The sequence below is a fragment of the Martinezella hainanensis genome (assembly GCF_900094555.1).
GTDB lineage: Bacteria > Pseudomonadota > Alphaproteobacteria > Rhizobiales > Rhizobiaceae > Rhizobium > Rhizobium hainanense.
Window position 1 is genome coordinate 76,642 of record NZ_FMAC01000010.1, and the last position, 23,007, is coordinate 99,648.

General features: G+C 57.3%; 16 protein-coding genes. 8 read left to right on the forward strand and 8 right to left on the reverse strand.

What is annotated here, in order from left to right; genetic code table 11:
* Window positions 1-266: 266 nt before the first annotated feature.
* The 8 genes from fhuB to GA0061100_RS26495 all read right to left on the reverse strand — a co-directional run bounded on the left by fhuB (window position 267) and on the right by GA0061100_RS26495 (window position 11,334).
* Entirely contained in the window at window positions 267-2,258 is a 1,992-nt protein-coding gene (fhuB, locus tag GA0061100_RS26460; RefSeq protein WP_208621585.1) for a Fe(3+)-hydroxamate ABC transporter permease FhuB, read from the reverse strand.
* Complete coding sequence (locus GA0061100_RS26465) at window positions 2,255-3,160, reverse strand: iron-siderophore ABC transporter substrate-binding protein (RefSeq protein WP_075855812.1); 906 nt, start codon at window positions 3,158-3,160, stop codon at window positions 2,255-2,257. The genes fhuB and GA0061100_RS26465 overlap by 4 nt, the downstream gene beginning before the upstream one ends.
* On the reverse strand, window positions 3,150-3,962 hold the full coding sequence (locus GA0061100_RS26470; protein WP_075855931.1) for an ATP-binding cassette domain-containing protein: 813 nt from the start codon (window positions 3,960-3,962) through the stop codon (window positions 3,150-3,152). Before GA0061100_RS26470 ends, GA0061100_RS26465 begins: the two co-directional genes overlap by 11 nt.
* Window positions 3,963-4,001: 39 nt before the next feature.
* A complete protein-coding gene (locus GA0061100_RS26475) occupies window positions 4,002-4,475 on the reverse strand; it encodes a GNAT family N-acetyltransferase (RefSeq protein WP_075855813.1) in 474 nt (157 codons plus the stop codon).
* A 57-nt stretch (window positions 4,476-4,532) separates the two neighbouring features.
* Window positions 4,533-5,123: a sigma-70 family RNA polymerase sigma factor gene (locus tag GA0061100_RS26480; RefSeq protein WP_075855814.1), complete on the reverse strand. Its 591-nt coding sequence runs from the start codon at window positions 5,121-5,123 to the stop codon at window positions 4,533-4,535.
* 164 nt (window positions 5,124-5,287) lie between these two features.
* Entirely contained in the window at window positions 5,288-6,007 is a 720-nt protein-coding gene (locus GA0061100_RS26485; RefSeq protein ID WP_075855815.1) for a 4'-phosphopantetheinyl transferase family protein, read from the reverse strand.
* The gene (locus GA0061100_RS26490; protein ID WP_075855816.1) at window positions 6,008-7,327 is read right to left on the reverse strand and encodes a lysine N(6)-hydroxylase/L-ornithine N(5)-oxygenase family protein; all 1,320 of its coding nucleotides are present in this window, start codon (window positions 7,325-7,327) and stop codon (window positions 6,008-6,010) included.
* Between the two features lie 32 nt (window positions 7,328-7,359).
* Complete coding sequence (locus tag GA0061100_RS26495) at window positions 7,360-11,334, reverse strand: non-ribosomal peptide synthetase (protein WP_075855817.1); 3,975 nt, start codon at window positions 11,332-11,334, stop codon at window positions 7,360-7,362.
* Window positions 11,335-11,659: 325 nt separating this feature from the next.
* Between GA0061100_RS26495 and GA0061100_RS26500 the strand changes: the two genes are divergently transcribed.
* From GA0061100_RS26500 to GA0061100_RS26530, 8 genes are all read left to right on the forward strand, one after another.
* Window positions 11,660-12,811 carry a GNAT family N-acetyltransferase gene (locus GA0061100_RS26500; RefSeq protein WP_075855818.1) on the forward strand — a complete coding sequence of 384 codons (1,152 nt, stop codon included), beginning with the start codon at window positions 11,660-11,662 and terminating at the stop codon, window positions 12,809-12,811.
* Window positions 12,811-14,181, forward strand: a complete 1,371-nt coding sequence (locus GA0061100_RS26505; protein WP_075855819.1) for an MATE family efflux transporter — start codon at window positions 12,811-12,813, stop codon at window positions 14,179-14,181. Before GA0061100_RS26500 ends, GA0061100_RS26505 begins: the two co-directional genes overlap by 1 nt.
* Window positions 14,182-14,195: 14 nt before the next feature.
* Window positions 14,196-15,377, forward strand: a complete 1,182-nt coding sequence (locus GA0061100_RS26510; protein WP_075855820.1) for a PLP-dependent transferase — start codon at window positions 14,196-14,198, stop codon at window positions 15,375-15,377.
* A 106-nt stretch (window positions 15,378-15,483) separates the two neighbouring features.
* Entirely contained in the window at window positions 15,484-16,728 is a 1,245-nt protein-coding gene (gene lysA, locus GA0061100_RS26515) for a diaminopimelate decarboxylase (RefSeq protein ID WP_075855821.1), read from the forward strand.
* Between the two features lie 98 nt (window positions 16,729-16,826).
* Window positions 16,827-18,302 carry a cytochrome P450 gene (locus GA0061100_RS26520; RefSeq protein WP_244557957.1) on the forward strand — a complete coding sequence of 492 codons (1,476 nt, stop codon included), beginning with the start codon at window positions 16,827-16,829 and terminating at the stop codon, window positions 18,300-18,302.
* Window positions 18,303-18,304: 2 nt separating this feature from the next.
* Window positions 18,305-19,315, forward strand: a complete 1,011-nt coding sequence (locus tag GA0061100_RS26525; RefSeq protein WP_075855823.1) for a lysophospholipid acyltransferase family protein — start codon at window positions 18,305-18,307, stop codon at window positions 19,313-19,315.
* Between the two features lie 766 nt (window positions 19,316-20,081).
* Window positions 20,082-21,230 (forward strand): glycosyltransferase family 4 protein, encoded by a 1,149-nt coding sequence (locus GA0061100_RS34500; protein WP_143525540.1) that lies wholly within the window; start codon window positions 20,082-20,084, stop codon window positions 21,228-21,230.
* A gap of 79 nt (window positions 21,231-21,309) precedes the next feature.
* Window positions 21,310-22,884, forward strand: coding sequence for a glycosyltransferase family 4 protein (locus GA0061100_RS26530; protein WP_075855824.1), 1,575 nt, complete (start codon window positions 21,310-21,312; stop codon window positions 22,882-22,884).
* Window positions 22,885-23,007 lie beyond the last annotated feature (123 nt).

A 23,007-nucleotide genomic window follows, 5' to 3' on the forward strand; every position in this document is an offset into this window, starting at 1 on the left:
CCGAGACGCCGGCAAACAGGAGAGATATTCTCCTTAGCGTTTCCCGCCTAGTTTCTCTCAGATCAAGTTCGATCGCTCTTCCTGCAAATCGACTTTCATAAGTGCCGCCTGGAAGCGCAAGCACACATCCATCAGATACTTGTTTCGGTCGCGTTGGCTCGATGCGCAAGCCAGTCGTCGGCCTCAACGCGCACCGCGATTCCATCCGTTTGACTTGCCGTTTCGGCGAGACGCTTTGGAAAGTGAACGGCCGTTTTCTACCACTATTATGCGGTTCTGCGCCGCTTCATCAGCAATATCAGTAGCAGCGGGGCACCGACGAGGGCAGAAACCAGGCCGGCGGGCATCTGGTAGGGAAAAGCGATCATTCGGCCGAACCAGTCCGCGAGCACCATGAGGCCACCGCCGGCGAGCGCTGCGCCGGTAAGCTGGGGAGCGGCGCGGCGCAGGCCGAGCTCGCGTGCCAGATGCGGACCCATGAGGCCGATGAAGCTTAAAGGCCCGACGACGAGGGTGGCGGCCGCGGTCATGGCTGCGGCCAGAGCAAAGAGGCAGGCGCGGGCGGCGTTGACGCGAATGCCGATTGCCTGTGCTGCCTGGGTCCCAAGCGGCAGCAGGTCGAGCCAGCGGTGAGCAAGAAAGGCAAGCGCAAGGCCCGATACCGCCGCCATCATCGCAGAAATTGCTTTAGGCGTATCAACAAGATAAGTCGATCCGCTCATCCATTGCATCACGATCATTGCACGCGGGTCGCCGCTCGCGGCCAGCACGCTGATGAAAGCATCCAGCATGGCTCCGAGCGCAATGCCTGTCAGAAGTACCCGCTCCGGCGCGAAACCGGACCGGATACCGAACAGGAAAATGGCGATGAGGACGGCGAAAGCGCCGATACCGCCGAAGCCCAGTTGGGCGGCCATATCGGGAGCGGGCAGAAGGAAAAGCGCGGCGGTGACGCCAAGGGTAGCGCCTGCCGAAATACCCAGCACCTCGGGGCTTGCCATCTCATTGCCGCTGAGCCGTTGCAGGATCGCGCCGACGACGCCAAGCATCGCGCCCGCAGGAAAGGCACCAGCGATGCGCGGCAGGCGATAAGGCAATACATCGGGCCAATGGAGATAGGCGAGCAGCGTCCATGTTCCATCCGGCGCACGCCCGAAGAAGACGGCACCGGCCAGCAGAAGGACGAGCGCCGGGATCGATGCAGCCAAGAGTACGCGCGGCGTCCGCAAGGCGCGATTTGCATTCTGAGAGAGGGATGGCGCGCTGCGCTGCACGGTCTTCAAACGCGGCAACATCAGCAGCAGCAATGGCGCGCCGAGCAGCGCAGTGATGGCACCCGTCGGAAGGAAGGTCGAAGAGGCACCAGAAAGCAGCACGAGGGCCTCATCGGTCAGTAGCAGCAATCCTGCGCCGATAAGGGGCGACCAGATGAGCTGGCTCTTCATCTGTCGGGCGCCGGCAAGCTGGGCGATGCGCGGAGCGATCAGGCCGATGAAGCCGATGACACCAACGGCGCTGGTAACGATTGCGGCAAGCGCAATTGCAATGCAAACGGCAGCAATGCGCGTTCGCTTGACCGAAAGGCCAAGTCCGCTCGCGCTGCTGTCGCCCAGCTCCATGAGCGCCAATGGCCGCGCCATCAGCAAGGCCGCGACAGAGAGGATGGCGATTTTCGGGAGAAGGGAAAGCGGAATGGTCCAACTTTGCTGTGCAAGCGATCCGGCGCCCCAGATAAAGAGGCCGGAAAGGTAGCGATCGTTCATCAGGACCAGAATGGCGGCCAGCGCGCCGCTCCAGACGCCGACGATCAGGCCCGACAGCACGAGTGCCAGGGGTGAGAAGCCGCGCCTTGCGCCGATCAGGAAAACGACCGCTGCCGCTGCGGCGCTGCCGAACAAGGCAACGGCGTCGCGGCTGAGGCCCTGCAGAGCCGGAAAGGCGAGCATGACGGCAACGAGCGCAAGGTTGGCGCCTGCGGAAATGCCAAGTGTTGAAGGCGAGGCCAGCGGATTGCGCAGCACCTGCTGTAGCAGGCTTCCTGAGAGCGAAAGCGCGGCACCGGCCAGCAATGCGGTAACGATCCTCGGCAGGGTCGAATAGATGAGCAACAGGCGTCGCGGGTCGTAGCCGGCCTCCTGCTCGAACAGGCGCGAGAAGTCCGGGGCCAGTTGATGCCAGGCAAGCAGGCTGGCAAGCGCAAACAACGTCAGAGCCACGGCTGGAGCACCGAGGACTTTATTCGTTTCGGTGCGGATCATGCGAATTTTTCCAGATGGTCGAGCAGTATGCGCGCGAAGCGCTCTGCTTCCTGCACCATGCCGAACATCAAGGTGCCCGGCAGCACGGATACGCGCTCAGCCCGTACGAAGGGGAGGCTGGTCCACAAGGGGCTGTCCTGCAAACTATCGAGAACGTTGGGCGGCAAGAGCGGCTCGAAAGCGATCAGCCGCAGGCTCTGGTCGAGCGTTGCCAATTGCTCCAGCCCGATCGTCTCGAAACCCCAATAGTCGCCAGCTCCAGTCCATGCATTCTTCAGGCCGATTCTGGTCATGACGTTCTGGTAAAGCCCTGCGCCGCAGTAGATGCGGGCGTGACGGGTGTCGACAAAATTGATGAGTGCCAATGGCGCAGGATTGAGCTTCTTCACGCGGTTTGCGCATTTGTCGAAGAATTGTTCCGACCGAGTAAGAAACTCTTCAGCCTGTTGCCGCCGGCCGATGGCGTCGGCCAGCCGACGCGTCGCCTCGATGGAACGAGGCAATGCCTCGCCGCCCTCGGCATAGATCGTCAGTTCCAGGACCGGCGCAATTGCTTCCAGTTGCGGTTTCAAGGGAGCGAGATAGGGCGTCGTCAGAATGAGCGCCGGTTTGACGCTTGCCAGGACCTCGAGATTGATCTCGCCGGTGGTGCCGAGATCGATGACGCCATCAGGCATTTTCGGTTCGACGACCCATGTGTCCCAATCGGCTAGCGAAGCGATGGCGGCTGGCGTCACGCCGAGTGCAAGCAGCGTTGACGCCAAGCCGTAATCGAGGGAGACGATCGGGCCGACTATCCTTTCGGCTGCCATTCCCGTCTGCGGAACGGCAAAAAACGCCGCAGCAGCAAGCAGCGTGCGACGCGAGAGCGTCAGGGTCTCGAGGCTGCGTTCAGATGACATAGGCAAGCGGCGTTCCATGCACGGGATGGGCTGTGACGCCCATATTGGTGCCGTAGATCGTATTGAGCGTTTCAGCCTTCATGAGGCTCGACGACGGGCCGGCTGCAATCAGGCGCCCTTGCTTCAATGCATGCAGATGATCGCAGAAGTGTGCCGCGACATTGATATCGTGCAGGACGAGGATGACGCTCAGATCTTTCGTCCTGCAAAGCTCGCGCACAAGCCCGAGGATTTCCATCTGATGGGCGATGTCGAGGGCCGATGTCGGCTCGTCGAGCAGCAGGCAGCGGCTGTCCTGAGCGACCAGCATGGCGATCCAGACACGCTGACGCTCGCCGCCGGAGAGTGTATCCACCATTCGCCCTGACAAGGTATCGACATGCGTGAGCTTCATCGCGGTCTCCACCTTTTCCCGGTCGAGATCGGTAAAGCGCCCGAGCGCCCCGTGCCAGGGATAGCGCCCGCAGGCGACGACCTCTTCGACGGTCATGCCGGCAGCCGAACTGGTGTCCTGCGGCAGATAGGCGACGGCACGCGCGAAGGCACGCATGTCATAGGAGCCTGCGGCAACGCCATCAAACAGGATGCGCCCGCCGGTCGGCTGAATCTGTCGGGCCAGCAACTTGATCAGCGTGGATTTGCCGGAGCCGTTATGGCCGATCAGTCCGGAAATCTCACCCGCCTTGAAGCTGATATCGAGCGGGTGAAGAATGGTTTTGCCGTCGACTTCGAAACGCAGGCCCTCTGTCGTGAAGACCGTCGCGTGACTTTGATCGTTTCCGGTGATCGTTTCGTCTTTCATGATCATTCCTGAAATTCTGATTGCCGGCAGGCGGCCGGGTTAGTTTATTGAGGTCAATGGCTTGACGAAGAACAGGCACGGATCGCTTTCACGCCAGAGAGTCGGGAATATCTCGGCGCGGATGAAGCCGTTTCTATCGTAGAAGGTGCGGGTCTTTTCATATTGCGGTTCGTCCCTGCCGCGCGGCGCGAGCGTCTTCACCGTTAGAAGCTTGCAATCGGAAGAGCGCGCAAAAGCCTCGGCTGCGGCCAGCAATCGCTTGCCGACGCCGCTGCGATGATGCCGACGCCTGGTTGCTATCACGAGAATTTCCATGGCAGCCGGAGGATGGGCGCGTAGCGCAACGAAGCCGGCAACGGTATCCGCCTCGACGCAGCCGAACATCGGCAGGGTCTCCACAGCACCTGCGCAGGCTTCGATGACATCGGGGTCGGTAAACCAGTCGGTCAATTCCGACATGATGTCACGACAGATGGCGCCTTTGGATTCGGTTATCTCGATGGTTTCCTGCATCTATTTTCCCTTTCCTGGCGATGGAGTGCAGTTTGCGGCGATGGCGGCGAACCGCCATCAGGCCCGCATCTCCCGCACCCGTGTTGTTCGGTTTCGTCTATGGCTGCTGCCGGCAGCGCAAGCATGGTCGGCCTCAAGCGAGAGAGCGGCGAGGCACCGCGAATGAGCCTCTCGCAGAAGGCCGCAAACAAGGGCGCAGGATACGCCTGCCTCCTTGGCAATGATCTTCTGGGGTATATCGTCGAAATAGTGCTCCTCGTAGAACTTCCGGGTTCTGGCGGGCATGGATTCGACCGTGCAGCGGAAGGCCTTGTAGGCCTCGGCCTCGTGAAGATGTTCCTCGGGGCTTCCATAGGCCGAGGTATTGCCGCCAATTTCTTCTTCGACGAACAGGCCGCGCTCATATTGCAGGCGCCGCATATGATCGGTCGCGAGATTGCGCACCATGCGCATCACGTAGGGCGTTGGCGCCGCTATATCCTCCTTCAGCGGCTTGGAGACCAGCTGGAGGAGAACTTCTTGCACGACATCCTCGGCCAAGCTCATGCAGCCCGTGATCCTGCGCGCGACGGAGAGGAGCTTCGGATAGGCGTGAAGTGCTGTTTGGAGTTGCTCATTGGAAGTCGACTGCGAATGGTTGGCAATCATGTCGGGCTCTCGCTGAAATCCAAAGTTGCATTTCTATGTGCCCCTCTTTTTGAGAGGGAACCTATAAAACATGACAATGATAGTCAAGATAGCGGAGTCGAAAAGTGAAGCATCTCCTAAATCACGGTTTATCCACCTGATTTTATTCTAACTTTTTATAGGATCTAGAAGAAAATCCCGCTTTTATGATGCCGCCATTGCGGTTCTGCCGCAGCCCTTGATGTTGCGATAGCCCATTGAAAATCCCCGCTTTCTCCGTCGATGATCTGGCCGGAATGGATGAAGATCGTTTCGCCTGACGTTTGATTCATGCTTCTAAAGGTTGTGCTTCCTGGCGCCAGCATCACGTTTTGCGGGTCAGCCAGGAAGCCCTGGCCGAAGCATTTCAGTGCGGCCTCCTTCTGAACCCAACAGGCGAGAAAAACATCGTGGCGATGTCGCTCATTCAATTGATGCACCTGCTGGAGTTCTTGTTGAGAAAGGATCATCGGCATGATCTCGCAGGCTTCCTTCTCCGAAAATGCATCAAGGCGCTCGATATCGATGCCGATGTGGCCGCCGCGACAGATCGCGAGCGCAATGCGATCTCCCGTGTGCGAGAGATTGAAGTCGATATCGGGGTAATCACGCAGGTAAGGCCTGCCCGAGGGGGTAATCGCAAGACAAAGCGCTTGCGGGGTGCAGCCAAGCAGATTGGCGATGATACTTCGACACAGGACCCGTCCAGCAACGAAGAGGCGCCGTGCCGCGCATGATCGAAATGCGGCAGCGCGGTTCTTTTCCGCCTCACTCAGGATCGAGTCCGGCACGACAATGTCATCGGACAGACGCAGGCTGTGAAGCTCCACCTGCGCCGTCTGCTCCTCCGCTTGGTCGGTTTTCACCTATTCCGCTGCCTGTCCCATGTGAGAGGGAAGGTTTGACGGCTGCCCATGCGTTTCCCACTGCACGATGGGATCGAGCTGATCGAGATCGAAATGCTGGCGACCAAGCAATGCATTGGCGATCACGGCGCTGCGCCATGCGGCAAGGCTGAGCTGCGGTTCGGCAATGCCGTGGCTATGACGTCCGGCATTGAGGACGAAGATGCGATTGTCACGCGGACCGTCCCATGCGAGCGAGAAGTCGCTTTCTAGCACCGGCTCGCCGATGGAGCTGAGCTCAATACGGTTTTCGAGCGAATGCAGGAATTCCGGAAGCACAAAGCGATAGCCGGTTGCAAAGACGATCATATCGACCGTCAGTGTTTCGATGCTGTCATCGAAGCCGTTGCGCATGGTCAGCGTGATTTCGGGACCATCTTGTTCGGCCGCAATGACGTTGCGGAAGGGACGCAATGATATGCCGTGATCGGGGTGACCGGCGGCATCAAGCTTTCGCTCGTAGAGCCGGCGATAGAGCTTTTTCAATGTGGAGGCAGAAACGCCGTCGCTGGCCAGTACCTGCCGGCGCGTATGGGTGAGCCTGAGCTCCTCGGGAAGTCCGTGGAAGCGCTCCATATAGCTTGGCGTGAAAAGCTCATTGGTGAATGGCGTCGCATCGAGCGGTTCGAAATTCGGGCGGCGGCTAATCCAGTGAATGGTCGAAACGGAGTTCAGGTCCAGGAGGGCATCGACGATCTCGGCGCCGCTTTGGCCGCCGCCGATGACGGCAACGCGAGGCGCTTTGACATCACCGACACGTTGCGTCGCTTCGCTGCTGTGGAAGGTCATGGATTTTGGCAGCTGTTCGGCCCAGGCCGGACGAGACGCAACCTTGCCAACGCCGACGGAAAGATTGCGAGCGCTGATCGCGCCATCGTCGGTTGCGATGGAGAAAAAGCCATCATTGGCATGGACTTCTCGAACGCTTGCACCGAAGCGAAGCGAAGTCAGTCCGCGCGCGACCCATCCGAGATAATCGGCGAATTCCTTGCGAGGGACGGCTTCATATTCCGCATTAAGAAACTGGTAAAAGCGTTTATGTGCAACGAGATAAGAGAGGAAGCTCCAGGGACTTGTCGGGTTGGTGGCCGTCACCAGATCCTTGAGAATAGATGTCTGCATTTCCGCGCCCGGCAGCATCATTCCCGGATGCCATGCGAAGGACGGGCGCCGTTCGAAGAAGCGGACGGAAAGTTGCGGTATGGAATCGAGCTGAGCGGCAAGGCTGAGGTTAAAGGGACCGATTCCGGCCCCGGCGAGGTCGAGCACGTGCGATGTCATGATGCAGCTCCAGAATGATGTCGAAGAGGGGGTTACTTGACGGTGTCTTTGGACAGCGGCACCGGCGCAAAGGCATGGTCGAGCCGCCGGGCGAAACGCTGGTGGAAGGGCGTCTTGCCGATGATCGTCAAATGGTTGGTGCCGGTGACGATTTCCGACGCCGTGGCATTGGGCGAATAGCGCCGCCAGTCGATGACGTTGAGGGCGCGCGTGAGAGAATCTTCGGCCGCAAAGGCATGGACGCGGAAATCGGATTGCTCCAGGCGGTAGTTCCGGAAGATCATCGCATTGTCGATGAGGATCCAGAAGGTGTGTTCTTCCGAGCCGATATCCGGACCATCCGTCGGCAGTTTGACGTTATGCTTGACGACATGGTGGAGGAACTGTTCGTAGACCTCCTCGTTCATGGCGGCAAAGAGCCTCTTCCAGTCCTCGCGCATCGGTGTGGTCGCAAGCCAGCTCTGTACGGCGGCATGGGTGCGATCGCGGATGCCGTCTTCGAAGCGCGGCATGATGCCGACGGTGAACTCCTCGTCCATGTCACAGACGTCGACCATGCCGATCATGCGCAGATCGATGTCGTTGCCGAGCTGCCGGGCGGCCTCATAGGCAAGCAGCCCGCCCCACGACCAGCCGAGGAAAGCGCAAGGTCGGCCATTGGCCTTTTTGCGCACGGCTTCGGCATAACGCGCCGTGATATCTTCGACGCGGGTGCTCAGCGTCTTGGTTTCGGTCAGCGAATAGCAGATGAAGCCGGTCGCCGGCTGTTCAGGGCCTAGATAGTCGACGAGCCGCATATATTCGCGCGTGCTGACGAGCAATCCGGGGAAGCAGTAGAGCACCGGCCGGTCGCCATTGCGTCGGAGGTAGACGACATCGACGCCGGTCTCGTCGTGGCTGCCGTCGATTGCCAGTGCCAGGTCGCGCACCGTCGGATGGTTGAACATGTCTGCGATCGACAACGGCCATTCGGGATGGCGCATCTTCAGGCGCGAGACGATGCGAACGGCCATCAGCGATTGTCCGCCGATATCGAAAAAGTTTTCCGTGACGCCGATATCGCTGATATCGAGAATGTCTTTCCAGGCTTCGAGGATTGCTTTTTCCTTGTCGTTGGCCGGCGCCACCATCTCGCGTTCGATACGCGGCGCGGGCAGGGCGGCGCGATCGAGCTTGCTGTTCGGCCCCATCGGCAGCCTGTCGATCAGCATGATGGTTTGCGGCACCATGTAATCGGGCAGGGCGGTCATGGCAGTGCGGCGTAGCTCGGTCACGCTCAAACTTTCGCCCTCGCGCGGCACGACATAGGCGACCAGAGAACTACGACCACCGTCATTGTGCAGCAGGATGACAGCCTCGGCCACACGCTGATCGGAGCGCAGCACGGCTTCGATTTCGCCCGGCTCGATGCGGAAGCCGCGCAATTTGATCTGATGATCGACGCGGCCGGCGAATTCGACGATGCCGTCTTCCCGCCAGCGGCCGAGATCGCCCGACTTGTAGAGCCTGCCGCCTTGCGAGAAGGGATCGGGGATGAAGCGGTCCGCCGTCAACTCCGGCTGGCCGAGATAGCCGCGCGCCAGGCCGCTGCCGCCGATATAGATTTCGCCGATCACGCCGACTGGAACCGGCGCAAGGTCGGCATCGAGCACATAGATGCGCCGATCGCCAACGCCGCGGCCGATTGGCGCGACCGTCCCCTCGAAGCGGGTTCCGGCCGGAATTTTCCAGATCATCGGCGTCATAATCGTTTCGGTCGGGCCATAGCCGTTGATCAGCAGTTGCGCCTTCAGGTTCTCGGTGATCATGTCGAACACCGCTTGCGACAAGGCCTCGCCGCCGAAGGAATAGAGCCGCAACCGTGGTATCTCGCTGTTTTCGCCGGCATATTCGGCAAGGCCGCGCACATAGCTGGTGGGTAGGCTGGCATTGTTGACGCCGTGCCGCTTCATCATGGCGAAGGCGTCTTCCGGTGTGGCAAGCTTGTCTTGCGTCAGCACAACGCCACCGCCCGCCATCAGCGGCACCATCCAGCGCTCATGACCACCGTCGGAGGTGAAGGGCAGTACCGGATATTCGCAGGACTCCTCGCTCATCTCGTAGATGCGCAGGGTTGCCTTGCAATGATGCGCAAGTGGGCCGTGCTCGACCGCGACACCTTTCGGCACGCCCGTCGAGCCGGAAGTATAGATCACATAGGCAAGTTGCTGCGGGGCGATGGTCGTTGCCGGCACATCGACGCTCTCGGCAGACAGGTCGATAGCATCGAGATTGAGGTAGGGTGTCGCGATATCGCTCGGCAGGTTCGCGATGTGCTTTGCGCGGGAAATGACGAGCGAAAGGCCCGGGGCCGTCAGAATATGACGGTTGCGCGCCTCCGGGTGGTCCGGCTCGACCGGCGTGAATGCGCCGCCCGATTTCAAAACGGCAAGAATGGCAATGATGGCGTCGATCGATTTTTCAAGGGCGATGGCGACGCGCTTTTCCGGGCCGATCCCCATCGCGATTAACCGATGGGCCAACCGGTTCGCGGCAGCTTCGAGCTCCCCGTGTGTGGTCGACTTTTCACCCTGTGCTACGGCAAAGGCGTTTGGCCGCCGTTTCGCCTGTGCGGAGATGACCTCGTGGATCGGCGTGCCGTCGCCGGGCTCCGGCGCGTCGGGATAGGGCGCCGAGAGGCGCTCCAATTCTCCCGGCGAGACGAAGGGGATTTGTTTGACTTGCGTGGCAGGATTGGCGTTCAACTGGGCAAGGGCAATGGCAAGGTCGTCGGCGAAACGGATGATCTGCTTTGGATCATGCTTTTGCGGGTCGAAGCCGACACCAATCACAAGCTTGTCGACAGATGCCGGCGATACGGTGATGACCAGATCGGCATCGCGGCGTGCCGGTGATGTGACTGGACTGCTTACCATGGCCTCGTTTGGCACCGCTTTCAGCAGATGCAGGGGCGGGCGCACATCGAGAAGCGTCTTGACAAGGCCTGTCGTATCGAAGAGTTCATCTCGCCGTATCAGCGCATCGGCAAGGGCCTCGAAGGGCAGGGATTGCCTGATAGCCGTATCGATTTCCTGGGCGAAGGCTTCTTGAACGTCCTTGAGTGTCATGGTGCCGGCAAGTTCCGGCGTCAGGATCAACACGTCCTCGCTACGGGCGGCAACTTTCTGCCTTTCCGGGCGCGTGACCAGGCCGATCCTTTGAGTGCCGTATCCGGTATGGCGGCGCAGGGCGATCCCGAGGGCGGCGAGCATGGCGCGAGACGTGTCAGCGGATGGTACCGGCACCTCAAGCACATGCTCGAACCAGGCCTCGTCGACCATGTTCTTTCCCGCCGACGTTTGCGGCAGCAGTGATGCGATGTTCTCCTGAGTCGTCAGTCGTTGGAACCAGAAGTCGACCAGTTCTGGTGCCGGGCTGCGCGGGGCACCGTTGGCACTCATCCACGACGCGGCGTCGGGCAGCGTTGTCTCCGCGACATCCACCGCTTCATGACCGCCGATATTGCGAAGGAAATCGGTCGCGAGCAGGTCAAGCGTTGCGGCATCGGCGAGGATGGCGTGGAGGGAAAATAGCGCACCCACGGCGCGCGCCTCTTGGGTCAGGAGGATGAAGCGGGCCGGATTGCCATCGGTAAGGTCCACCGGGCGAACTCGTTCGACCGCTGCAGCCGCGGTCAGCGCCTCGTCCAGATGATCGCCAGAGCCCAACTCCGTCTCGATGATGTCGACGAAGCGGTCGCTCCTCAGGATCTGCTGGACTGCGCCACCTGCCCGCGCCTCGAATTCCGAGGTGATGAGGGGATGTTGCCGCGAAAGTTTTGATAGACCTTCGCGCGCCACAGCAAGAGAGACTGGGGGAAAGGCGATGGCGAGTATTTGTCGCCCGTAGATGACTTCGTTACCCGTCTCCGACAATAGCCAGATACGTGACTGTGCCGGCGATAGCGAGCATTTGGCGAGGTAATCCGTATCGTTTGCTGCCTTGGCGTTCCGATCATGGACAGTCATTTCTTCGCCATTCTCCCTGAATGTACCTAAATACATATCTAATCAATCGAAATACAATAACGTATACATCTCAATATCTGCGATAGATATTAAGTTTAATCGATTGATATCTCTGACTTCTGGCGTCGATAAACTCGGATACTCCGAAAATTACATCGATGCAGCTGCATGACGAACGGAGTTTTGGAAAATTCAGGAGATTTTCAAAAAATATTTTCCGAAAATATTTTGAATTTTTGCTGATGCCGTTCGTCACCGCAGAATTAGCGCTGTGCTTGGCCCGCCGATCTCAGCCGGCGTGGTTCCGAAGATATGGAGATGAATTATGGATGTTTCCCTGGCGATCAGAAGCGATGGGACAGCGGAGAAATCCTTTGATCTGCGCCTGCCGCTATCGGGTTTTGAGAGCAGCGTGCTTGCCTGCGACCAGCCGCTCATCATATCGGCGAGGCCTGCGCCGGGGAGCTTTCGCGTCGAGCATCACGGGGTGACGGTGGCCTCAGGTCATCTATCGGGGACGACCGCCAATCTTCTGATCTTCGATACAATCTCCACGGCAGCCTCGTCGCTTCCTGGCGAGGATATCGTCAACGCCGTGTCTGAAGCCGTTCTGGCATGCAATCCGCAGCTGGATTGCTTCGAGATCGAGCTCGCTGATGGCGGCCTCGCAACGCGTCTGGCGGAAGCGGGTGCCATCGAGCGGCGCGGCGATCGCCTGATCGTGCGTCCGCAATCGTTCTTCCAGCAGGCAAAATCCTGGCTTGGAAGCGTGCCGCGCAGCTATCCGGAAGTGCCGGTACTGACGAACGGCGCCCTTCATCCGCAGCGGCCGCCGAAGCCCGTCGGCCGTGTCTATAGCCGCTTCATTCCCTGGTTGAACACGCAACTCGGTTTTCATGTCGCCGATATCGAGACCGATCTTCCGCATTTCCATCGTTGGATGAATGATCCGAGGGTGGCCGCCATATGGGAGGACAGCGGCGATCTCTCCTATCATCGCGATTTCATCGCGGGCCGCCTTGCCGATCCTCGCACATTGCCGCTGATCGGCACCTTTGGCGGCGTGCCCTTCGGTTATTTCGAGCTCTACTGGGCGAAGGAAGACAGGATAGGGCCGCACTACGAGGCCGATGGCTATGACCGCGGCTGGCATGTGGCGATCGGCGAGGATGATTTCCGCGGAAAGGCCTTCGTCAGCGCCTGGTTGCCGTCGTTGATGCACTACATGTTCCTGGCCGATCCGCGTACCCGCCGTATCGTCGGCGAACCGATCCACCATCACGCCCAGCAAATCCGCAATCTCGACCGTTCCGGCTTCGCCAAGGTCAAGCACATTCAGTTCCCGCACAAGAAGGCGCTGCTGGTCATGCTCCTGCGCGAGCGCTTCTTCATGGATCGGCTGCTATCGCCGGATCTCAGCGGCTTGTCCACAGAGGATGGGCAGCCTGTCCTTGGCTCGCTGGCGCGGGGCGCCTGATGAAGACAGCCGTCGATATGAACGATCCGCGCATCAAGCGGCTTGTTCTGGCGGTCGCGCTCCCGGCGGTGGCAGGACTGGCTGCCAGTGCCGGGCATCATGCGATCAACGCGATCTTCCTGGGAGCGCTTGGCCCGGACGTGCTGGCAGGCATCAGTCTCGTCATGCCGCTGTTTCTGCTTGTTGCGGCAGCCGGTCAGGGGCTGGGTATAGGGCTTGCGACGCTGCTTGCGCGTTATCTCGGCGAAGGGGATCTCAAAGCCGCGTCGTCGGTCGCCACGACAGCGCTCGCGGCGACGATCCCGCTTGGCATTGCCTTGTCGATCCTGATCTATCTCGGTTTGCCGGACTTTGTCGGTGCCCTCGGTGCAAGCGGCAATCTTCTTGCCCCCGGGCTCGACTATGGTCGGCTGCTCGCTTTCGGCCTGACGCTCGGGCTTTTGCAGGCTATCTGCGATTTCATTGCGATTGCCGAGGGCAATTCGCGTTTTTCGATGATCGTGTTGATCGCGAGCTTCGCGTTGAACGCGGTTCTCGATCCCATCTTCATTTTCCTCTTCAAGTTCGGTGCGTCCGGTGCGGCATTGGCGACCATTGTGTCGTCCATCGCCGCCCTTGCGTGCTATGTCGCCTACTTCCTGCGTCGATGGGGAACGGTGAGCGTGACCGGCGGAGCGATACGCTGGCAACTGCTTTGGCCGATCGCACGGATCGGCCTTCCCGCTGCTGCAACAAGCATCGTTACGGGCCTCGGATTTCTGGTCCTGATGCGGGAGGCAGCAGTCCATGGCGGCGATACAGGCGTTGCAGCCACTGCAATCGCCATCCGCTTGATGACCCTGGGACAGCTCCCTCTGTTCGGCTTTTGCCTCGGCGCTCAGAGTGTCGTCAGCCATGCCTTTGGCGCCGGCGATGCCGAGCGGTTGAAGGCCGCTATCCGGTTCATGCTGGCCGTGACACTACCGGTCGCATTGCTCTATTCCGCCCTGCTGTTCCTGGCCGCGGAGCCAATCGCACGTCTGTTCACCGATAGTCCAGACGTTATCGGCGAGGCGGCTACGTGGCTGCGGTTCCTCTTTCCGATCTTTCCGCTTGCGGCCTTTCAATCCGTCCTGCTCGTCATGCTGCAATCGCGGGGCAGGGCCGGCCTGTCTGCGCTCGTGGGGCTTGCGCCGCAGGGCTATCTGCTGATCCCGCTTCTGCTCATGCTGCCGCTTTGGATGGGCTTTGCCGGTGTCGCCGCTGCTGCTGCCACCGCTGCCATTCTGGCTGCCATCCTCGGCGCTTTTGTCGGATGGCGCGAATGGCTCGCCATTCTGCCCGCCGATGCACCGGGCCGCCTTGCTGGCCAATCGACACTTCACTCCTGACCATGAGGAACGCCATGAACGAGACGCCGAGATTCGATGCTTACCGCCACGCCATTCCAGAGCCGCTGATGCCGCCGCGCGACGATCCTTTCGATGCGGCCGTGCCGCCGATCTACCAGACATCGCTCTTCCTGTTCGATAGCTACAAGGAGCTGGAAGACGTCTTCGCCGGCCGTTCGAAGAAGCCTATCTATTCACGTGGCGACAATCCGACCGTGCGGCTTTTGGAGCGCAAGATCGCCGAGATGGAAGGCGCGGAAGAGGCGCGCGCCTTTTCAAGCGGCATGGGTGCGATTGCTGCCGCGGTTCTGGCGTTCGTTGGACCCGGCGACCGTATCGTCACCGTGCGGCATGTCTATAGCGATGCCTTCCGCTTCTTCGAAAAAGTGCTGAAGCGCTTCGGTGTCGTCGTCGACTATATCGACGGCACCGATACGCAAGCCATGCTTGCCGCACTTCCCGGTGCCAAGTTGGCCTATCTCGAAAACCCGACCTCGATGGTTTTCGAGCTGCAGGATCTGACTGCCATCGCCGAGGCCGCTCGCCGCCATGGCGTCGTGACGATGGTCGACAATTCCTGGGCAACGCCGCTCTTCCAGAAGCCTCTCTCCGTCGGCATCGATATCGTCATCCATGCTGCCTCGAAATATCTGGGCGGACAGAGCGACACGGTGGCGGGTCTTGTTACCGGCTCCAAGGCACATATCGATCGCATCAACAGCGAAATCTACCCCTATACGGGTGCGAAACTCGCGCCGTTCGAGGCATGGCTCGTCCTGCGCAATCTGGAGACGCTGCCATTCCGCATGCGCCACCACCATGAAGCCGGGCTCGAGGTAGCTTCCTGGCTGCAGGCACATGAGGACGTGACCAATGTCATGCACCCGGCGCTGGGCGAGCATCCCGGCAAACGAACCTTCAGCGGGTTTGGCGGGCTGTTTTCCTTCGAGGTCTCCGACCGCATCGACGTCGCCGACTTTGTCGACGCCTTGGGTCTCATTCGCATCGGTGTCAGCTGGGGTGGCCCGGAGAGCCTCGTGGTCCCTGCCAAGGCAGCACTAAGCATCTCGCCCGAAACCAATGTCTTTGCACGCTTCGGCGTCACCGACCGCACGATCCGCTTGAACGTCGGGCTGCACTCGGCCAAGGAAGTCATTGCCGATATCGAGCAGGCACTTGCAGCCGCCAAGCGCTAGCTAGCCGCGGCGCGTCTACATCATGAAAGGGGTGGAGTGACACAGTCGCTCCGCCCATACTATTATTCATTATTGATCTATTCCCGCCCAGACCGATTGAGACAAGATGACCATTCCTTCCAATGAAACGCTGAGCGCGCTTGCCGCCGAATACGGAACGCCGCTCTGGATTTATGATGCTGCCGCGATCCGCCGCCGCATCGCGCAACTCTCCGCCTTCGATGTCATTCGCTACGCGCAGAAGGCCTGTTCGAACATTCATATCCTGCAGGAGATGCGCAAGGCCGGTGTTAGGGTCGATGCCGTTTCGCTCGGCGAGATCGATCGGGCGATGCGGGCGGGCTTTTCAGCCGGCAATGCGTCGGGAGCTGCGCAGATCGTATTCACCGCGGATGTCTTCGACCGGCCGACGTTGGAACGCGTCATTGCCGACAAGGTCGAGGTCAATATAGGCTCCATCGACATGCTGCATCAGCTGGGTGAGCGCTCGCCCGGCCATCGGGTCTGGCTGCGCATCAATCCCGGCTTCGGGCATGGCCATAGCAAGAAGACCAACACCGGCGGCGAAACAAGCAAGCACGGCATCTGGTTCGAGCAATTGCAGGAGGCCGTGGCGCTGACGCGCCAGTATTCTCTGAAGCTTGTCGGGCTGCACATGCATATTGGCTCCGGGGTGGACTACGGGCACCTGGAGCGCGTCTGCGGCGCGATGATTGAATTCTGCCGTGCCCTGGATGTGGATATCGAGGCGATTTCCGCCGGAGGCGGCCTCTCCGTGCCCTATAGGGAGGGCGAAGAAGAAATCGATCCAGCTCATTATTTTTCGCTCTGGGATAAAGCACGGCGCGAGATCGAGGCGCATTTCGGCCATTCGATCCGATTGGAGATCGAGCCAGGACGCTTTCTGACGGCGGATTCCGGCGTGCTGCTTGCCGAGGTGCGGGCGGTCAAGATGATGGGCCGCAATCGCTTCGTGCTTGTCGATGCCGGTTTCAGCGATCTCGCCAGACCGGCCATGTATGGCAGCTACCATCATATCTCCGTTATCCCGGGCACGACGCCACGAGACGCCGGCGGTGCAATTTTCCCAACCGTCGTCGCAGGCCCGCTCTGCGAATCGGGCGATGTCTTCACACAGACGGACAATGGCACGGTAGAGACGCGCGATTTGCCCGAAGCCCATGTCGGCGACTATCTCGTCTTCCATGGGACCGGTGCGTACGGGGCGACGATGTCGTCGAACTATAACAGCCGGCTTTATGCACCGGAGGTCCTGATCGACGGCGAGACACATCGATTGATCCGCAGGCGCCAGACACTCGATGAGCTCTTCACGCTGGAAGCCATCTAGGTACGGCTGATTTCAAGGTGAAGGAACAGCTTCCACTTCGGCCAAGCGGGGGCTTTTCTGCGGTTGCGAAATGAATATAGTGACCACGACCTTGCGTCGTGGCGCTCGGACGTTCTCACATCGTTACCGGCCGCAAGGCGCGAAAGTTCTGCACCGCTATGCTGGCCTGGCTTGATCAGAAAACCGAAATCGTCGAACACACCGATCAATCGTCACGCTATTTCGAGCCGGCTCACGCCGCTTACTATAGCGGGAAGCCCGGCCAACCGCTGAAGCTCATGCTGCAGGCGCGCAGCGACTTTCTGTCGATCTGGCGTCGCGCCGATTATCGTGAGCACGTGGCGGAGTTCAAGCTGCTTGGTCGCCAGCTGATCATCGTCAATTCGCCTGAGGCAATCCGCTATGTGGTCGCCAAGCGACATGAGAATTTCGAGCGCAAGACGCCGCAGATGCGCCGCGCGCTGGAATATCTGCTGGGCGACGGCTTGTTCATTTCCGACAAGGAGACCTGGAAGCAGCGCCGGCCTCTGGTCTCCGACATCGTGCACAAAAACCGCGTGCCGGCCTTTGGCGCGATCATGCAGAGCACGGCCAGCGAGCTTGCCGACCGCTGGCAAAGCTTGGGCGAAGGCGCTGAGGTCAACGCCTTGTTCGAGATGGCCGGGCTGACGGCGGAGATCATCTCTCGCAGCGTCTTCGGCAATGATCTCGGCGAGGAAAGCGCCAATGCCGTCACGGAAGGCTTTGCCAGCTACCAGTCGCTGGTCGATTCCGTCAATTTCGGCTATTTTCTCGGTTTTGACGAGGGTCTGCCGATCATCAGGACGCCGAGCTTGAGCCGGTCGGTCAAACGCATTCACCGTATCATCGATCAGGTGATCGAAGATCATCTTGCCGGCAAGGGTGACAACAGTTCGATGGTCGAGCTGCTGATCCGACGGCAGCAACGCAATCCCGAGCTGAAACTCGATGTCGTGGCGCTTCGAAACGAGGCTGCCACCATCTTCATGGCCGGCCACGAAACCACCGCTGCAACCCTGACCTGGGCCTGGTACCTGTTGGCAGGTGCTCCCTGGGTGGAAGAGGCTGTCCATGCTGAAATCGAGGCTGTTTGCGGCGACCGGGTCCCTTCGATTGACGATGTCGCAAGGCTCGACTGGTGCCGTGCAGTCATTGAGGAGACGTTGCGCCTCTATCCCCCCGTACCGATCCTGGCGCGTCAGGCGGCCGAGCCGGACCAGATCGGTGACGTGAAGGTACGCAAGGCTGCGCTGGTGCTGATCGTGCCGTGGATACTGCATCGCACGGATTCGCTCTTCCCCGAGCCGCATCGCTTTCACCCGGAGCGTTTCCTCGGCGAGGCACGGCCGGCACCCTACAGCTATATTCCCTTCGCCGCCGGTCCGCGTGTATGCCCCGGTCTGCAATTCGGCCTCACCGAGGCGATCCTCTGTCTGGCGATCCTGGCTCAGCGTTTCCGCGTTCGGATCAGGGACGGACATAAGGTTCAGCCACAATGCCGCCTGACACTGCGTCCGCGTGACGGCATGCCCGTGACATTGCATAGGCGCTGAGGATGACGAGCGCGGACGACACCGACAAAAGAGTCGCCACCGGCAAGCGCAAGGCGTGGACCTATGAGCCTCCGAAAGCTCCGCCCTTTGGCGATTTCTTAGCTGGCGGCGACCGGCGCAAGGCATTTCTGCGCTATTGGCTTTACGAGAATATCGACAACGCCGTAGATCTCTTCCTCTATTTTGCCTTCATGCTCTTGCCGGCGAGCGTCTGTTCCGATCTCGGCGGCTGGCTTGGGCGCCTGCTGGCACCGCGCTTTCATAAAGGTGCCTACGCGCGCGCTGCAGCCAATCTCAAGATGATAAGGCCTGAGCTTAGCGATACCGAGCTTGAGCAACTTCTCAAGGCTTATGCTGATTCTCAGGGTCGACAGATGGCGGAATATTCCGTGGTGCCGAGACTGGCACGACGGCACGTCCGCAAGATTGGCACCGAAGGGCTGGTCGAGCGTTGCAGCGAGGGGCCGGTGATCTTCATCGCGCCCCATATCGGCAATTGGGAGGTGCTTTGGTATTGCCTTCTCGACATGGGACTTGACGTCACCATGAACTACGACCCGCCCAAACGCCGCTCACGCCAATATATCGTCAACCGGCTGCGCAAGGGCGCCGGCCTCGGCATTCTGAAACCCGGCCGCAGTTTCGTGCGCCCGGCACTGAGAATTCTGGAAAACGGCGGAAATCTGCTGATGTTCTGTGACGAGGGTTTCAACGGGTATATCCGGGCTCCGTTCTTCGGCAGGCCGGCCCATCTTGAGGGCAACTATGCGCTCATCGCGCGAATGGCTCGCAAAACGAATGCATTGATCTATCCGGTTTATATCGTTCGGGAAAGGGGAGTATCCTCTCTATTACGATGTTTAGAGTCATTTAAGCTGCACGGTATGGAAATCACCAAAGATCAGCACATTAAGGATGCGGAGTGTATGAATGCGGTGATTGAGCCAATTATACGCGAATATCCGGCACAATGGTACTTTGTCGACAATCGAATATCTCTGAAGGGGGAATGAAATCGGTAATAAGCGGAAGCCCAGAGATAATTGAAGGAGTGTTACTTGGAGGGAGAAAGCTGCTAATATGAAGGACGTAGAGGCCAAGAATCTGATAAGTTCCACCCCGAGATTCATTAAGATTTGCAAAATAGACCATAAAAAGGGACATTGGCTCGTTTACTACGCAGCAATGAGTTAATGGTTCGATGCACCTGGATTAATGTCCCGTTGATTCGCGACACACCTGTATGTATGCGGCGCGCATCGGTTAATCGACCGCGCATGTCACCGCCAAGGCTCTCCCGATATTCGGAAAACGGATTAAGATTAGTTTTGGTTATTTTCCAACCAGGAGGTGCAGGCAATCTGAGTTTGAGCAATCGAGTTTGCTTGCGTCGGATGCAGTCTGATTTGTATGTTTTTCGATAAAATACTGCTCGAAACGACGCGAGCGGAGCCTTATGAAGGTAGTGGGTATGGAATGAAATTTATATTTGACTACAGTTATTAATTGTTGTTTATTGCAAAAATACCATTTTTGGTATATCAAAAGGCTACGCCACACGCTAGCATAAGCAAAAATTGAACGTTCCGACGGATGGAAATAATATGCGTGAAAAATATATGTTGGCTTGAATGGTATTTATCTATGTAACGTTGTCTTTTGAACACAAAATCTTGACGCGACAAGACCTGAAATTTAATTATCTAAGACGTATTAGCTATGCCAAATGTACTAATTCTTACCACGTATCCTCTTGTTAATCCAAGGCACGGTGGGCAGGTGCGTGCTCAAAACATTTGCAGCCAATTTCAGGCCGCTGGTTGGCGCGTCCTTAACATCGCTGTTTTTGAAGAGGATTCCTATTTAGAGGTCGCGCCTTGGGATGTGCCGTTTCCTGCGAATTCGCCACACAGAGAGTTTCGCGGCAAAAATGTCATGTTTATAGGAGATTTGCAGACCTCAAAATTTGTTCGCGACGAAACCAACCAGGCTCTCATACTCTCGAGGATTCCGGCTGATTTAGATGTTGTTCATGTTGAGCAGCCGTGGCTCTGGCCGGTAGCTGCGGCATATCGTCAACAGGTTAACTCAAAAGTATTGCTGTCTTATGGAAGCCAAAATATCGAGCATGAGCTAAAGAGAAGCATACTAAATTCATTGGCGGGAAGCAGCTACAAAGATATAATAGAAGATATTATTAATGAGATAATGCTGTTAGAGCAAAGTGCCACCCGCGGAGCAGATGTGGTAATGTGTGTCTCGTCGTCTGATGAACTGGTTCATCGAAAGTGGGGCGCACGGCAAGTTGTAGTTGCTCCGAACGGAGTGGAATATCGGTCACCAGATAGAGAGCGTTTAGAGTACTGGCGACTTAAATTTGGTGCTACAAAGTTTTTAATCTATGTGGGAAGTGCTCATCCGCCGAATTTTACACACTTTAATGATATTGTCGGCGGCAGCCTAGCGTGTTTTCCTCCCGACGCTAAGCTTGTTATTGTTGGCTCTGTATCGGAGCATATTTATCGTGAGTGTTTAAAGGGGTCTTTTTCTTCGGTTAATATGTCACGACTCGAGTTGTTGTTCGAGCTGTCGAATGCTGATCTTGATGCTGTCAAAGCAATAGCTCATGGCTATTTTTTGCCAATCCCATTTGGAGGGGGTACGAATCTAAAGACGGCCGAAGCGTTAATCTCAGAGAAATTTATAGTAGGTACTAGGTCAGCCTTTAGGGGATTTGAGCGATACATAGACAGTCCGGGGGTTCATGTTTTTGAAAGCCCTGCCGAAATGCATAAATTGGTCCAGCATGTGTTTGCCCAGGATCCGAGAAAAGTTAAGAACCTGGATTCTCTAAAACCTTTAACCTGGGAGAGCTGTATCCAGCCGATGTTGGCAGCAATATCTGGTAGAATTGGGGCAGGTAGGTAATACCAAAATGACTATATGGTTAGACGTGACAACCTTGCTTGGGTGGAATCGGCCGCCGGTAGGGATCGTAAGGACTGAATTGGAACTCGCCAGATATGTCCGCACAATTGCTAACAAGCTGCGCTTGGACATGTGTGTCTATAATAGCGAAGTAGATGAATTTCGAAGATTGTCGGTAGCTCAAGAAAAGAAGATTGATGCTTTCCTAAGCGGGGAGCTCTTTTTGCCAAGTGAGCAGCCATATCTCTCAGACGTATTCACAAAGATTGATTGCGTTACTTACGTACCCGAAGCCGCCCTTTTTCGTTTCTTCTTTGGAAGTTTCGGCCGTTTGCGCTACTCGGTTGATCCAATAGAGAATGATTGTCTAAGAGGATGGATTTGCGATGCGGCTAAACCGCGCTGCAGGTTTGATCTCGAAATAAGAGCAAACGGCAAACATATCTATACGACGCGATCCGACAGATTTCGAATTGATCTCAAGAACGCCAACATCGTCGATGGGAGCTGCGCATTTGAGATTCCAATAATGGAACTTTTAGAGCCGTTACATAGCGCAAACGTTGAAAATGTTGAGCTTGTAATTGGTGGGAGAAAGCCAGTTGTAATAGCTCGCATAGGATTGAACAAAAGTTTGCTCCACGAGCACTCAGAGCGAAGGAAAAAACTTTCTGATGGAGAAAGGGTAGTCCTCGAAAGCAATGATGTCTATCTTACCGCTGGCCTCGATTGGGACAATAAAAATTTCAAAAAAATATATACACACAAGACAAAGTATGGTTTCGCCGTTGCGGGGTTTTGTTACGATTTAATTCCTGTAAAATATCCGCAATGGTGCATGGCAGATGTAGCTTCCTTCTTTTCGAATTACTTTGTTGATCTGAGTTGGTGCGCCGATCACTTGTTCTGTATATCGGAGCGAAGTCAAATAGATTACGTGGATTTCGCGACGCGAGCGGGCTGCCGAATACCTAAAACCTCGACAATTCGCCTAGGTTCCAACTTTGCCTCTGAGCAATCCGTTAATGTTAGTCAAAATATTCCAATAAAAGAAGAAGTTCAGAAAGTCCTAGGAACGGACTACATTCTTTATGTTTCCACTATTGAACGCCGCAAAAATCATGAGGTGCTTTACCGAGCATATACTAGATTGATTGATCGCGGTATCATCAACCTGCCAAACTTGGTGTTAGTTGGGATGCCTGGCTGGGGAACTACTGAACTGCTCTCTGATATAGCTAATGATCCCCGCACCAAAGGTCTAATTGCGATCTTAAATCATGTAAATGACAGCGAATTATCTAGTTTATACGCGAACGCAAAGTTCACAGTGTTTCCTTCGCTCTATGAGGGTTGGGGACTTCCTGTTGCTGAGTCGCTCGCGCATGGAAAGTTTTGTTTGTGTTCTGATCAGGGTTCCCTAGTTGAAATTGCGGGAGACCTTTTGGAATATATTGATCCGTGGAACGTACAAGAATGGGCCGATCGTATCCTAATACTAATACAAAATCCTACTATCTTGGCTGAACGGGAAAAAGAAATTCTAGAGAAATTTCAATCGGATAGTTGGTTTGACTGTGTATCTAAGATTTTTAAGACAATAGAACCCAATAAGTTTCTCAAGATCTCTGACCGTGCTGCTTCGCTTCCGTAGAAGCAAACCAAGAAGTTTCTGAGGTGATGCTACAAAAATCGCTTTTCTCCCAAAGGAGTTAATGAGGAATAATTTTTTGAACTAAGTTTACTTTGGATGGTGATCGATCGTATGCTTGATTCA